This window comes from Gemmatimonadaceae bacterium (assembly GCA_030647905.1).
GTDB lineage: Bacteria > Gemmatimonadota > Gemmatimonadetes > Gemmatimonadales > Gemmatimonadaceae > UBA4720.
On the sequence record JAUSJA010000018.1, the window covers coordinates 24,854 to 38,128 of the forward strand.

Below are 13,275 nucleotides of genomic sequence, written 5' to 3' on the forward strand. Positions count from 1 at the left end.
TTCAACCCTTCCAACCCTTCATGAGCTCATTCGGTCGGCTGATGCCGCTCCTCACCGTGATCGTGTCCGCGCTTGCGCTGTATCAGATCTACAACGCGATCATGTTCGCGATGCAGCACGAATACGCCTTTGCGGTCTTCCACCTCGTGTTCGGATTCGCCGGCTTCGTGCTGGCGAGAGCGCTGTGGACACACCGCCGAACATTCGCGACCCGGGGGCCGTGACCGACGAAGCGGTCCGGGTGCGTGCCGTCGCCCGGGCGCTCGACTCGGCGATCAGGATTCCAGGCACGCGGATCACCTTCGGAATCGACCCGATCGTCGGCCTCCTTCCTGGAGTCGGTGATCTCGCCGGCGCGGTCATGTCCGGCTACATCGTCCTCGCGTCGGCCCGGATGGGAGTGCCGCCCGCGGTAATCGCCAGAATGATTCTGAACCTTGGAGTGGATACTCTCGTAGGGACAGTACCACTGGTCGGCGATCTGTTCGATGTCGGCTTCCGCGCGAACATACGCAACGCGGAGCTGCTCGACCGGCATCTCGCCGAGCCGGTGGCAACGCGGCGGTCGAGCCGGTTCGCCGTCATGGCCGCCATCGGAGGCATCGTGCTGCTCGGCGCGGGCGGAGTCGCGCTCGCCGTGCTTGCGGTTCGAGGGCTCAACTGGCTGGTCAGATAGAGATCATCCCGGCGTATTTCCAACAGCGAGGATGGCATGGCAACGCGGATCGAAGGTGCGGCAAAAGCGGGAATCAGCCTCGGAAGCGCTCTGGCGATCACCATTTCGTGGAGCGTCAATCACTCGATCCTGTGGGCAATCATCCACGGAGTATTCTCGTGGCTCTACGTCATCTACTACGCGATCAAGAGATAGTGCGATGAGCGATCCGGGGAATCATCCCATGGCGCCGAGGCTTCAGCCGGGAAAGTTCGACACGCCGCACTAGAGAGGGGCGGGACCGACTATCTTCAAGGTATCACCGAGCGCGCGAAGCCTCCGGCCTCGTGCGCTCGGTATTTGCGGTGCTGAGACAAGTTCATTCCAGGGACCAAGTGCCTTTTTCGAAATTTGAGCTCGACCCCAATCTGGTGAAGGGAATCAAGGAGATGGGATTCTTGCGCCCGACGCCCATCCAGGCCGACGCGATTCCTCCAGCGATGCAGGGCAGGGACCTCCTCGCGTGCGCCTTGACCGGAAGCGGGAAGACCGCCGCGTTTCTTCTGCCGATTCTCGACAAGCTCATCTCGCGCCCACGCGGCGTCACCCGCGCGCTCGTCATCACGCCGACGCGTGAGCTCGCGGCCCAGATCGTCGAGCAGCTCGATGCCATCGCTACGCATACTCCAGTAACTGCGGCCGTGGTCATCGGCGGAGTCGGCATGGGCCCGCAGGAGCATGCGTTCCGCAGCGGAACGGACGTGATTGTCGCTACGCCGGGCCGGCTCCTCGACCACATGAAGGCGTCTTACGCGAAGCTCGATCGCATCGAGTTCCTGGTGCTCGACGAGGCGGATCGGATGCTCGACATGGGATTTCTGCCGGACATCCGGCGGATACTGAAAGCGCTTCCGACCAAGCGGCAGACTTTCTTCTTCAGCGCGACCATGCCGGGCCCCATCGCGACGCTCGCTTCACAGATGCTGAAGCATCCGGCGACGATCAACCTCGAGCGGACTTCCATCCCGCCGACGGGAATCACGCAGGCGCTCTATCCCGTTCCGCAGGAGCTCAAGTCGGCGCTTTTCCTCGAGCTTCTGAAACGCGGCGACATGAAGGAAGCGCTGGTCTTCATGCGCACCAAGCACCGCGCGAACCGGCTGGCCGAATATCTGGCGAAGAACGGCATCCTGTCGGAGCGCATTCACGGCAACAGGTCGCAGAAGCAGCGCACCGAAGCCCTGGCCGGCTTCAAGAGCGGCAAGTACCGCGTGCTCGTCGCCACTGACATCGCGGCACGAGGCATTGACGTAGAGGCGCTGGGCCACGTGGTGAATTTTGACGTACCGCCGGCGCCTGAGGATTACATCCACCGGGTCGGCAGGACCGGACGGGCGGAGATGACGGGCGAGGCGTTCACGTTCTTCGCGCCTGACGAGGAAGCCGACATCAAGGGGATCGAGCGCGCGATCAGCCGCAAGCTTCCGCGAGTGACGCTCGAGGGGTTCGACTACTCGGCCAAGCCGCAGCAGCGGTTCGAAGTTCCCCTCGCGGAGAGAATCGCGGAGATACGGAAGAAGAAGGCTGAGGACAGGGCGCGAGCGGCCGCGAAGACCGCGCGAAAGGGGGCATCGTCGCAAGGTGGAGGACGTCCGGCCCCGAAGGCGGCGGGGGTTTCGTCCAGACCGGGCGCAGGCCGGGGACGCAGGCCGAGATAGCGCACTCTTCGATAGAAAAGAGGCCGCCGGCGAATGCCGGCGGCCTCTCCAAGGAGAGAGTTGCGCCTCAGTAACCCGCGATCTCCCTGTACGCCGCCTTGAAGTCGTCCACCTGCGGCAGGATCGCGTCCTCGAGCTGCGGCGCGTAACCGACGAATGTATCGGTTGAGGCTACGCGCTTGACCGGAGCGTCGAGCCACGCGAAGCACTCGTCGGCGACCGCCGCCGCGATCTCGGCGCCGTAGCCCCACGACAGTGAGTCCTCGTACGCGACGATCACGCGCGACGTTTTCTTCACCGACGCGAACACTGTCTCGCGATCCCACGGGCTCAGCGTGCGCAGATCGATCACCTCGACCGAGATTCCCTCCTCGGCAACCGCGTTCGCCGCGGTCACCGCGCGCTGCAGCGTCGCTCCGTACGTTACGAGTGTGACGTCGGTGCCTTCGCGCACGACCTTCGCCTTCCCGAACGGAATCATGAAGTTCGGCCCGGGATTGGCGCTCTTGTTGTACGTCTGCCGGTAGAGGTGCTTGTGCTCGAGGAAGATCACCGGATCGTCGCAGCGGATCGCTGTACGCAGCAGCCCGTTTGCATCGAGTGCGGTCGCGGGACACACGACTCGCAATCCCGGGCAGTGCGTGAACAGCGATGCGCCGGTCTGCGAGTGATAGATTGCGCCGCGAATGTATCCGCCGTATGTGGTTCGCACGACGACAGGCGCCGAGAAGCTGTCGTTGGACCGCCAGCGCATCGTGGCCAGCTCCTCGCGGAGCTGCATGTACGCCGGCCAGATGTAATCGAAGAACTGGATCTCGACCACGGGCTTGAACCCGCGCAGAGCGAGACCGATCGCGCGGCCGACGATGTTGGCTTCGGCGAGCGGCGAGTTGTAAACGCGCGCGCTCCCGAACTCCTTCTGGAGTCCCCACGTCACCTTGAAGACGCCGCCCTTGCCCTTGACCTTGTCGAGATTCTCCTCGCGTGAAACGTCCGCGACATCCTCTCCGAACATCAGGATCTTCTCGTCGCGCCGCATCTCGTCCTTCATGCAGGCGTTGAGCAGATCCACCATCGTGGTCGGATCGCCGGTGAATCGCGGGTCGTCCTCGGTATCGAACTGCTCGCCGGTGGGATCCACGTCGGGCGAGTAGACTCCGTAGTAGATAGTCTCCGGACCGGGCTGCGGTTGCGCCAGCGCGTCGTCAGTGGCGGCGAGGATCAGCTCGTCCACCTCGTCCTGCATGCGCTTGATCTCGTCCTCGGTCGCGTGGCCTTCGTCAACCAGCCACTTCGGGAAGACTGTGATCGGGTCCCGCGCGGCGTCGGCTTCACGCTCGGACGGCGGACGGTACATCGTCTCGTCATCGGACAGCGAGTGGGAGTAGGGACGAATTACTTTCGCGTGTACGAGCGCCGGCCCCTTCCGATCGCGCGCGTACTGCACGGCACGCGTCATCACGTCGTAGCTGGCGAGGAAATCGCAGCCGTCCACTTCCTCGATGTGGAAGTCGGGAAACGATCTGACCAGCTTCGAGATCGAGCCGCCGGCCGTGTTGACCTCGACCGGAACCGAGATTGCGTATCCGTTGTCCTCCACGAGATAGACGACGGGCAGCTTCAGGTTCGAGGCGGTGTTCAGCGATTCCCAGAATTCGCCCTCGCTCGTCGTGCCTTCACCTGCGGTTACGAGCACGACCTCGTCGTTCTGAAATCCCTCGGTGATGCCGAGCATCTTCGCGCGCATCGTCGCTTCGGCGGACCCGACGGCTTGAAGGAACTGGGTGCCGGTCGGAGACGATGCCGACACTATGTTGAGGTCCTTGTGTCCCCAGTGGCTCGGCATCTGCCTGCCGCCCGATGCCGGATCCTTTGCCGCACCCACCGCCTCGTACAGCATTTCCGTAGCAGTGACGCCCAGCTGCAGGCACAGCGCGCGGTCGCGATAGTAGGTATAGAACCAGTCGTAGGCGGGCCGCAGGGTCATCGCGGCAGCCGTGAGAATCGCTTCGTGCCCCGCGCCGGAGATCTGGAAAAAGATCTTGTTCTGCCGCTTGAGCTGAACTTCCTTGTCGTCCAGCCGGCGGGAGAGCAGCATGTTGCGACAGGCGGCGACAAGGCCCTCGGAAGAGAGAGCCGCGCCGGGGGACGCTTTTGATTTTCTGTCGGGACGTGTAGTGGTTGCCATCTGATCAGCTTGAGGGGTACTGTCGCTAATTATAGTAGTCGGCGACGGGGCCGGTCTATGGTCCACCGCCCGCGCCGTAGCTGGTGGCGTATTTCTTGTCATATATCGTTCCATCGGACACCCTGGAGGAGACGACATGAAGCACTCATACGCAATTCTGGCGGCAGCCATGGCGGCGGCAGCCTTTTCCGCCTCGTGCGCCAAGCCGGCGATGCCGACCGAGACCGAATGGAATGCCATCGAGCAGCTCGAGACGCAGGCGAAAGCCATCGCCAGAGTGGATGGCTGCGCAAGCTCGGGCGATTGCCGTTCCGCGCCTGTAGGCTCGCGCGCCTGCGGCGGCCCCCGCTACTACATCCCGTGGTGTGCGAAGACCACCGATTCGGCCGCGCTTTACCGCAAGCTGGCCGAGGTGGCGCGCGCCGAGCAGGAGTACAACAGAAAGCACAACACCGTGTCAACCTGCGAGTTCAGGACTGCGCCGCTGGTGGAGTCGGTCGGCGGGTCCTGCGTGGCCAGATAGAGACCGCTACCCGCTTACCCGCTACCCGTTGCCCGCGGCGGGTGTGACCAGCGTCCGGCCTCGCCGGATGCGACACTCCCCGGCATGGGTTAATTTCTACGCGCAGCTCCAACCCCCTATCCAAGCGGAGGCAGTGGAATGAATCTCATTGCGCGCGCCAAAGGCATACTCATCAACCCGCGTCAAGAGTGGGCCGCAATAGACGCCGAGCCGCTGAATGTGGGCGCGCTGCTCGTCGGATACGTTCTCCCGCTCGCTGCTATCGGGCCGATAGCTCAGATCATCGGAAGGTCCACGTTCGGCTACGGCGGGAGTCTGATCACCACCGCGATCGTGACCTTCTGCCTGACGGTGGTCGGAGTGTTCGTCGTCGCATGGGTAATCAACGCCCTCGCCCCGACCTTCGGTGCCACGCAGAGCATGCATCAGGCGATCAAGGTCGCGGCATACAGCTCGACTGCCTCGTGGATCGCCGGGATCTTCAACATCTACCCGCCGCTCGTGATCCTGGCGGTGATCGGCGGGCTGTACAGCCTCTACCTGTTCTATATCGGCCTACCGATGCTGATGAAGGCGCCCACCGATAAAGCGATGACCTACACGATCGTCGTCATCGTTGCGGTGGTCGTCATCTACATCGTGATTGGCACGGTTAGCGGACGGATGGTCTGAAGACCGTTACCTGTTACCTGTTACCTGTTACCCGCTACCCGTTGCCCGTTGGTGAGAGCTTCGGGCAACGGGCAGCGGGCAACGGGCAACGGGCAACGGGCAGCGGGCAGCGGGCAGCGGGCAGCGGGCAGCGGGTAACGGGCAGCGGGCAGCGGGCAGCGGGCAGCGGGCAGCGGGCAGCGGGTAACGGGTAACGGTAGTCAATAATCGACGGGTCTCAGGTACGTCTCCCCAATGGCGCTCCCGCTCAGCATCGCGACCGTCGGCAGCTTCCTCTTCCAGTGCGTGCCTGACAGCCGCTTCTGCACGAGCGCGACTTCTTCGCGCGTGAAACCGTGCGCTTCCACGTCCGCAGGGGCGTAGCCGTTCACGAGCCAGTTGAGGATTTCGTCGGCGCGCTGGTAGCTGATCCCGAAGTCGCCCTCGTCCGTCTGGCCCGCGATCAGGTCCGCTGACGCCGGCTTCCCGACTATTGCCTCGGGAACTCCAAGGTGTCTCGCCAGCGCCCATACCTGAGTCTTGAACAGGTCGCCGAGCGGATTGATCGGCGGAGAGTCGTCGGCGTGCCAGGTGAAGTAGCCGAGCAGGCGCTCGGTCTTGTTCCCGGTGCCGAGCGGCAGGGCGCGCTCGCGCTCGGACTGGTCGAACAGGACGATCATTCTCGTGCGCGCCATGACATTTCCGCGTCTTCCCGGATTCGCGCCGGGTTCGTTTGCGAGATATCCGTCTACCGCCGCGCTGATATCTATGGTGCGTGACTCGATGCCCAGCTCGTCGATCACCAGCTGCGCATGCGCGAGAGAATCAGCGCTCGACGTGCGATAAGGCATTTTCACGCCGACCACGTTGGATGGGCCGAGTGCGCGGGCAGCGAGATACGCTGTCACGGCCGAATCCACGCCGCCCGAGATGCCGATCACTCCGCGCGAGAAGCCGCGCAGCCGGAGCTCTTCGCGAAGGAACGACACGAGCCAGTCCGCCGTGAGCGCTGGATCGATTTCGAGCGGCGGCGGCCCCATCACCGATGCCGGCGCGGACACGACCGCAATCCGTGCGGGCTCGGGACGCGATTCCACGCCACCGTGCTCCGCACCGGCGCCTGCTTCGGGCTTCCACGCTCGCGCATCGCTCGTCGCCCATGCACGCGATGGCTGTCCCGACACGATCCCAACAGGTGATGCACCGTTGCTCGTCGCCGGATCGTAGGACAGCGGCAACGGCTCGCCAAGCTGAATTTTTCCGATCGTGCGAACGAGATGCGGCAGCATGGTCTGGAGATCCGTGAGCAGCGGCAGCTCCACACGCGCGCGCGTCAGCTCCGACGTATCGAGCGTCACCGTTGCGATCGCCTCCTCCCATAGAGGCGCGCGCAGCTTCACGTCACCCCTCGGTCCGACAACGATGGACCCGCCGGAAAAAGTCTTTCCACCCTCGGATCCGACGAGGTGCACGAGCCCGGTGAAGACTCCGTGCTCGGAGGCAACGTCGCGCGCGAGCCGCTCCCACCTTTCCAGATTCGCTGGTCCCGCCAGCTCGTCCTGTCTCGGGAAAAGCCCGCGCGCCGGAGAGGCGGACGGAATGAAGATCATCTGCGCCCCGTCGAGCGCTGCGATGGTTCCCGACAGGCTGTGCCACGCGTCCTCGCACACCAGCATCGCGGCGCGTCCCCAGCTCGTGTCGAACGCCCGGATCTCGAAGCCGCGGTCCACGAACCGCTCTTCGTCGAACAGACCGTACGTCGGAAGAAACACCTTCCGGTGCACGTGCCGGACGATGGGCGATTCTCCCCCCAATGTCACGTACAGCGCACTATTATAGATGGAGTTGTTCCAGATCTCGTAGAAGCCGAGCCCGACGTCCATCGGCTCGAGCGACGGAACGGCGGCGCGGTATTGCGCGTCGAGATCGCGGACCAGCGTTCCTGCGGTAACCGCGTGGTCCCGCACTCCCCCTTCGAGGAAGTATCCACTGACCGCGGTCTCGGGAAGGAACGCAACCTGCGGTCGCGGTGTCAATGCATCGAGCTGGGCGAAAATCCCGCCCAGCTTCGCGAGATTGTTTTCGTAGTCGCCCTTTCGCGGCTTGAACTGTATGATTGCCAGGTGCACGGATTGATGCATTACACTGAAGTTGCCATTCGCCGTCTGCGCGGGCAACAGGCGGCGCGGTTGGCGATGGCCGTGCTGCTCCTCGCTCCCGCCGCACTCGGCGCCCAGGCGCGACGAACCGGACAGGTCTGGCAGATCGTGGCGCAGCCGCAGTCGTCGGAAATACTCGCGCGCGACGGCTCGCTCATCGGCGAGATCGGCACGCAGCTCCGCACCAGCATCTCCATCCGCACTCTGCCGAAGTACGTCGGCCAGGCGTTCATCGCGGTCGAGGACCAGCGCTTCTACCAGCACGACGGCGTGGACATGGTCGGTATCGCCGGCGCGATCAAGGACAACATCCTCGGCGACCGCCGCGGCGCGAGTACCATCACGCAGCAGCTCGTCGGCAACATGCATCCCGACATCATTGACCGCCGGGACCAGAGCATCGCTCGCAAGCTGCGCGAGCAGGCCGCCGCTCGCGAGATGGAGAAGCACTACACCAAGGAGCAGATCCTCGAAGCCTATCTCAATCAGATTGGATTCGCCCACGGGTGGTACGGAATCGAGTCGGCCGCGAGACACTACTTCGCCAAGACCGCGTCGAAGCTGACTCTCGCCGAAGCGGCGACGCTCGCGGCGATGCCCAAAGGTCCCGGGATATATGAGCCGGTGAAGTTTCCCGCGCGCGCGCACGAACGGCGTAATACCGTGCTCGCGCTGATGGCTCAGCAGCGGTACATCACGCCGGCGCAGGCGCGTGCCGCGCAGGCGTCGTCGCTCGTCACCGCGCCGGATTACGGCATTTCGACGCCGGCGCCGTATTATGTGGACGTCGTCAAGATTCAGGCGGAGCGCGCCGGCATTCCGGTGAATCAGGGCGGCTTCCGCATCTACACCGCGCTGGATCCCGCGCTTCAGGAGTCCGCGGTAAGCTCTCTCGCCGAAGGGCTCGCCGAGGTCGAGGCGCGCGCGGGATATCGTCATCCGAAGACAGCCGGCACGGGCAAGGACTCGGATTATCTCCAGGGGCTGGTCGTGGCGATGGACCCGACGACGGGGGATGTGCGCGCACTCGTCGGCGGGCGTGATTACAAGGCCTCGCAGTTCGACAGGGCGATAGACGGAAAACGCCAGCCCGGTTCTTCATTCAAGCCGATCGTGTATGCCGCGGCCATCGCCGACAGCATTCCACCCAACGCCATCGTCGGCGACACCGCGATCGCTATCCCGCTGCCCAACGGCACGTATTACAGGCCCGACAACTCCGACCACGAATTCCTCGGCGCCATCACGCTGCGGGAGGCACTGGCCAGGTCGCGCAACGTCGTCGCTGTGCAGCTGGGGCAGGAAGTCGGAATGGACAGCGTCATCGCGCTCGCCAGGCGGATGGGGATTCAGGGGACGATCGCACCCTATCCTTCCAGCGCCATCGGCGCGTCGGCGGTGCAACCGCTCGACATGATCGCGTCGTACACGACTTTCGCCAACCTCGGGACTGCCGTGGAGCCGCGATTCATCCACCGCATCGAGGATCGGGCGGGCAATGCCGTCTTTACCGCGCCGGTCCGCGCGCTTCCCCCGGCGATGGATCAGCGTACCGCGTTCGTCGTGCGCGACATGATGCGCGATGTCGTGGAGCGCGGCACCGCATCGTCCATCCGGCGATTCCTTCCAGCGAGCGTCCCCGTCGCCGGAAAGACCGGCACGACCAACGACAATACCGACGTCTGGTTCATCGGCCTGACGCCGGACATCGTCGCCGGCGTCTGGCTCGGCTTCGACACGCCGAAGACGATCACTCCGGGAGCCGCGGGTGGCTCGCTCGCGGCCCCGATCTGGGGGAAGATGATGGCTCGCTACTACGCCAGCAGCGCCGGCCGCTCGTCACTCGAGCGCTCCGCTTCCCAGTGGACACCGCCGATCGGAGTGATCAGTGGGGAGCTGGACCGCGTCACCGGTCAGCTCGCGACTCCCGCCACGCCGGCCGATCGTCGCTACACGGAGTATTTCGTGGAGGGCACGGAACCGGCGCCGTTCCGCGTCGACCCGTGGAAGATCTTCCGCTGGGGCCCGATCGGGTTCTGAGAAGAATCCCGTGGGACCAAGGCTCCAACCGTCCTAGATTATCCCGCGGCTGCCACGACTGGCCTCGTCACGTGTCCTCAACCCCATTCCAATGAATCGTCTTCGTCTGGCCGTCCTCGTGTCACTCGCGTCCGTCCTGGTCGCTTCGTCAGCTTCCGCGCAGGTTCTGGATGCAGACCCCTCCCACGTACCGCGCGTCAATCTCATATCCGCGAACCCGATCGGACTCATCTTCGAGTGGTACAACGGCGAAATTGAGCACGCCCTGACACCGACGAGTTCTGTCGCGGTTGCAGCGTCCAGATTCGACTTCGATAGCGACAACTACACGTCGGTGGATGGCATCGTTCGTTACTATCCCACCGGGAAGGCGATTCGCGGATTGTCCGTCGGCGCAAGCGCGGGATTCGTCGCCATTGGCAGCAACTGCAACCTGTGCAGCAACAACAGCGCGACCGCGTTCACGATCGGCGTGCGCGGCGACTATGTCTGGATACTCGGGCGCGATCAGCGATTCGCCGTCGCCAGCGGAATCGGCGCGAAGCGGCTGTTCCGAAACGACTTCGGCGCGGACGGGCTGCCCATCGCGCGGCTGTCGATCGGATGGGCGTGGTAAGACCGTTACCCGTTACCTGTTACCTGTTACCCGACGCTCTCAGCTGTTGGCAGCGGGCAGCGGGCAGCGGGTAGCAGGTAACGGGGTTTTACGCCGCGCTCTCCAGCGGCTTCACGTCCTCGGTTGCCGTCGGCTTCACAAGTGCAATCTCCAGCACCTGGCTCAGCGTCTCGACCGGGTGGAAGGTCAGCGTGTTCCTCACTTCCTCCGGCACGTCCTCGATGTCGCCTTCGTTCGCCTTGGGGATGATGATGTGCTTGATGCCCGCACGATGGGCGCCGAGCACCTTCTCCTTCAGGCCGCCAATCGGCAGCACCCGCCCGCGCAGAGTGATCTCGCCTGTCATCGCGACATCGCGCCGCACTTCGCGGTCCGACATCTCTGACACCAGCGCCGTCGCCATCGCGATGCCGGCGGAAGGACCATCCTTCGGGATGGCTCCCGCTGGAACGTGGATATGCGCCTCGATCGCGCCCAGCCGGTCCCTCGGAATTCCGAGCTTCGCGGCGTTGTTCGTCGCGTAGGTGAACGCCGCGCGCGCCGACTCCTTCATCACGTCGCCAAGCTGTCCGGTGAGAATCAGCGACACCGCTCCAGCCGGCCCTGTGGTTTCGGAATCGGTCTGCCGCGTGCCGTAGTACCGTCGAATTGACGCCTCGACGAACATGATGTCGCCGCCCATCGGCGTGTAGTACATGCCGGTGGCGATGCCAACCTCGTTCGCTTCCTGCGCCCGCTCCGGATGCACCTTCGGCCGGCCGAGCAGCTCACGGACCTCGTCGGCGGTGATCTCCTCGTCAACGAGCTCGCCCGTCACGCCCATCGCGATCTTGCGCGCAACCTTTCGCGCCACTGCACCAAGCTGGCGCTCGAGCTGTCTCACGCCGCTCTCGCGCGTGTAATTGGACACGACGCTCATCACCGCGTCGTCCGTGAAGTGAATCCCCTTGTCGCCCAGGCCCGACTCCTCAAGCTGGCGCGGAATGAGATACTTCTTGGCGATTTCCGCCTTCTCCTTCTCGGTGTACCCGGCGAAATCAACTACTTCCATTCGATCGAGCAACGGTCCGGGAATGCTCTGGACGAAGTTCCCGGTCGCGATGAACAGCACCTCGCTCAGGTCGAACGGAATGCCGAGGTAGTGATCGGTGAACGTGTCGTTCTGGGCGGGATCGAGGACCTCGAGCAGCGCACTCGATGGATCTCCCTGATACGACGTTCCCAGCTTGTCCACCTCGTCCAGCAGGAACACGGGATTCTTCGTTCCGGCCTGCTTCATTCCCTGGATGATGCGACCCGGCATCGCTCCGACGTACGTGCGGCGGTGGCCGCGGATATCGGCCTCATCGCGCGCGCCACCGAGCGCAACGCGGACGTATTCGCGTCCGAGCGCGCGGGCGACCGACTTGGCGATGGACGTCTTGCCGACGCCAGGCGGTCCGATGAAGATGAGGATCGGGCCCTTGGCCATCGCCTTGGCCTTCGCCTCCTTCTGGTCGGTGATGGGACGCTCCTCGTCCACGCCAACCGCGAGCGACGGAGTCGCCTCATCCTTCTCGGCGCGCAGCACCGACGCGGGCACCTCGCCCTCGCGCTCCACCTCCTGCGCAAGCTGCTGCGCGCGAAGCTGGCGGACGGCCAGGAACTCGAGCACGCGGTCCTTCACATCGGTCAGACCGTAGTGATCCTCCTCGAGCACCTTCGATGCATTGTTCAGATCGAGGTGGTCGTCCGAGCGGGTGTTCCAGGGAAGCTCGGCGATCCACTCGAGATACGTCCGGATCACCTGGGCTTCCATTGATTCGCGGCCCGCCCGCTCCAGACGACCCAGCTCACGCTCGACTTCGGCGCGCGCTACCTTCGGGAGCTCGAGCTTGCTGAGCTTGTCACGGAGATCGGTCATCTCCTTGCTCTGGTCGTCGTCGCCGAGCTCCTTCTGAATCGCCTTCATCTGCTCGCGCAGGTACATCTCGCGCTGACGCTCGCCGAGCTCTTCCTGGACCTGCGACTTGATGTCTTCCTGCGCCTCGAGCAGTCCGACCTGGCGCTGAACGTGGACGAGCACGCGACGCAGGCGATCCTCGATGTTCAGCGTCTCGAGAAGACCCTGCTTCTCAGGAACGGAAAGCTCGATGTAGCCGGCGACGAGATCGGCGAACTTGCCAGGCTCGGTGACGGCGTCGAGCACCTGATGCACCACTTCTTCCGGAAGCCCGCGCCGCTCGCCGAGCTCGGCGGCACGCTCGCGGGTCTCCTTCTGGAGAGCCGTGAACGCCGGATCGTTCTCGTCCACCGGGCTCATCTCCTCGGCGGGGACGATCACCGCGCTGAGGTAGCCTTCGATGGTGGTGTACTGGAGAGCGGTTGCGCGTTGCTCGCCCTGAAGCAGCAGCTGCACACCGCCAAGTCCCCGCTGGATCTGCCCGATCCGCGCGATGACTCCCATTGAATAGAGAATCTCCGGCGCGGGCTCGTCGGTGTTGTCGCGCTGGGCGACGGCGAATACGAGTCGATCGCCCTTCAGCGCTGCCTCGATCGCGCGAAGCGTTCCCGGTCTGCCGGCGGCGATGGGAGCGGTGAGGCCCGGAAAAATTACTGTTCCGCGAAGAGGCAGAACGGGTATAGTTTGACGCTGTCCCATGTTTTTCCCTGAGAATTGAAACGACTACTTTTAGAAGTACGTCTTTCTAGTGGTGTTCCTAATACTGCATCTTTTGAGCGACTG

The 13,275-nt window shown here is 64.1% G+C and carries 11 protein-coding genes; 8 read left to right on the forward strand and 3 right to left on the reverse strand.

What is annotated here, in order from left to right:
• The first annotated feature begins 20 nt into the window (after nucleotides 1-20).
• From Q7S20_03815 to Q7S20_03830, 4 genes are all read left to right on the forward strand, one after another.
• Nucleotides 21-224 (forward strand): hypothetical protein, encoded by a 204-nt coding sequence (locus Q7S20_03815; protein ID MDO8500950.1) that lies wholly within the window; start codon nucleotides 21-23, stop codon nucleotides 222-224.
• Entirely contained in the window at nucleotides 185-676 is a 492-nt protein-coding gene (locus Q7S20_03820) for a DUF4112 domain-containing protein (GenBank protein ID MDO8500951.1), read from the forward strand. The genes Q7S20_03815 and Q7S20_03820 overlap by 40 nt, the downstream gene beginning before the upstream one ends.
• Nucleotides 677-712: 36 nt before the next feature.
• Nucleotides 713-871: a hypothetical protein gene (locus Q7S20_03825; protein ID MDO8500952.1), complete on the forward strand. Its 159-nt coding sequence runs from the start codon at nucleotides 713-715 to the stop codon at nucleotides 869-871.
• A 179-nt stretch (nucleotides 872-1,050) separates the two neighbouring features.
• Entirely contained in the window at nucleotides 1,051-2,373 is a 1,323-nt protein-coding gene (locus Q7S20_03830) for a DEAD/DEAH box helicase (GenBank protein ID MDO8500953.1), read from the forward strand.
• A gap of 67 nt (nucleotides 2,374-2,440) precedes the next feature.
• Here Q7S20_03830 and Q7S20_03835 read toward each other — a convergent pair whose 3' ends face one another.
• Nucleotides 2,441-4,561: a dehydrogenase E1 component subunit alpha/beta gene (locus Q7S20_03835; GenBank protein ID MDO8500954.1), complete on the reverse strand. Its 2,121-nt coding sequence runs from the start codon at nucleotides 4,559-4,561 to the stop codon at nucleotides 2,441-2,443.
• Between the two features lie 136 nt (nucleotides 4,562-4,697).
• On the opposite strand from Q7S20_03835, the gene Q7S20_03840 reads away from it, so the two are divergent.
• Together Q7S20_03840 and Q7S20_03845 are read left to right on the forward strand one after the other, a co-directional pair.
• On the forward strand, nucleotides 4,698-5,084 hold the full coding sequence (locus Q7S20_03840) for a hypothetical protein (protein MDO8500955.1): 387 nt from the start codon (nucleotides 4,698-4,700) through the stop codon (nucleotides 5,082-5,084).
• 138 nt (nucleotides 5,085-5,222) lie between these two features.
• The gene (locus Q7S20_03845) at nucleotides 5,223-5,756 is read left to right on the forward strand and encodes a Yip1 family protein (protein ID MDO8500956.1); all 534 of its coding nucleotides are present in this window, start codon (nucleotides 5,223-5,225) and stop codon (nucleotides 5,754-5,756) included.
• A gap of 200 nt (nucleotides 5,757-5,956) precedes the next feature.
• On the opposite strand, the gene Q7S20_03850 is transcribed toward Q7S20_03845, so the two are convergent.
• Nucleotides 5,957-7,864, reverse strand: coding sequence for an NAD+ synthase (locus Q7S20_03850; GenBank protein ID MDO8500957.1), 1,908 nt, complete (start codon nucleotides 7,862-7,864; stop codon nucleotides 5,957-5,959).
• Between the two features lie 6 nt (nucleotides 7,865-7,870).
• Between Q7S20_03850 and Q7S20_03855 the strand changes: the two genes are divergently transcribed.
• Nucleotides 7,871-9,934, forward strand: a complete 2,064-nt coding sequence (locus Q7S20_03855; GenBank protein ID MDO8500958.1) for a PBP1A family penicillin-binding protein — start codon at nucleotides 7,871-7,873, stop codon at nucleotides 9,932-9,934.
• A 91-nt stretch (nucleotides 9,935-10,025) separates the two neighbouring features.
• On the forward strand, nucleotides 10,026-10,550 hold the full coding sequence (locus Q7S20_03860) for a hypothetical protein (protein MDO8500959.1): 525 nt from the start codon (nucleotides 10,026-10,028) through the stop codon (nucleotides 10,548-10,550).
• A gap of 88 nt (nucleotides 10,551-10,638) precedes the next feature.
• Here Q7S20_03860 and lon read toward each other — a convergent pair whose 3' ends face one another.
• A complete protein-coding gene (gene lon, locus Q7S20_03865; GenBank protein ID MDO8500960.1) occupies nucleotides 10,639-13,191 on the reverse strand; it encodes an endopeptidase La in 2,553 nt (850 codons plus the stop codon).
• Nucleotides 13,192-13,275 lie beyond the last annotated feature (84 nt).

What these genes read in the sequence shown, in the direction of transcription:
- Q7S20_03815 (MDO8500950.1), top strand. Translation starts at nt 21, where the DNA reads ATGAGCTCATTCGGTCGGCTGATGCCGCTCCTCACCGTGATCGTGTCC.
- Q7S20_03825 (MDO8500952.1), top strand. Translation starts at nt 713, where the DNA reads ATGGCAACGCGGATCGAAGGTGCGGCAAAAGCGGGAATCAGCCTCGGA.
- Q7S20_03835 (MDO8500954.1), bottom strand. Translation starts at nt 4,561, where the DNA reads ATGGCAACCACTACACGTCCCGACAGAAAATCAAAAGCGTCCCCCGGC.
- Q7S20_03840 (MDO8500955.1), top strand. Translation starts at nt 4,698, where the DNA reads ATGAAGCACTCATACGCAATTCTGGCGGCAGCCATGGCGGCGGCAGCC.
- Q7S20_03845 (MDO8500956.1), top strand. Translation starts at nt 5,223, where the DNA reads ATGAATCTCATTGCGCGCGCCAAAGGCATACTCATCAACCCGCGTCAA.
- Q7S20_03855 (MDO8500958.1), top strand. Translation starts at nt 7,871, where the DNA reads ATGCATTACACTGAAGTTGCCATTCGCCGTCTGCGCGGGCAACAGGCG.
- Q7S20_03860 (MDO8500959.1), top strand. Translation starts at nt 10,026, where the DNA reads ATGAATCGTCTTCGTCTGGCCGTCCTCGTGTCACTCGCGTCCGTCCTG.
- lon (MDO8500960.1), bottom strand. Translation starts at nt 13,191, where the DNA reads ATGGGACAGCGTCAAACTATACCCGTTCTGCCTCTTCGCGGAACAGTA.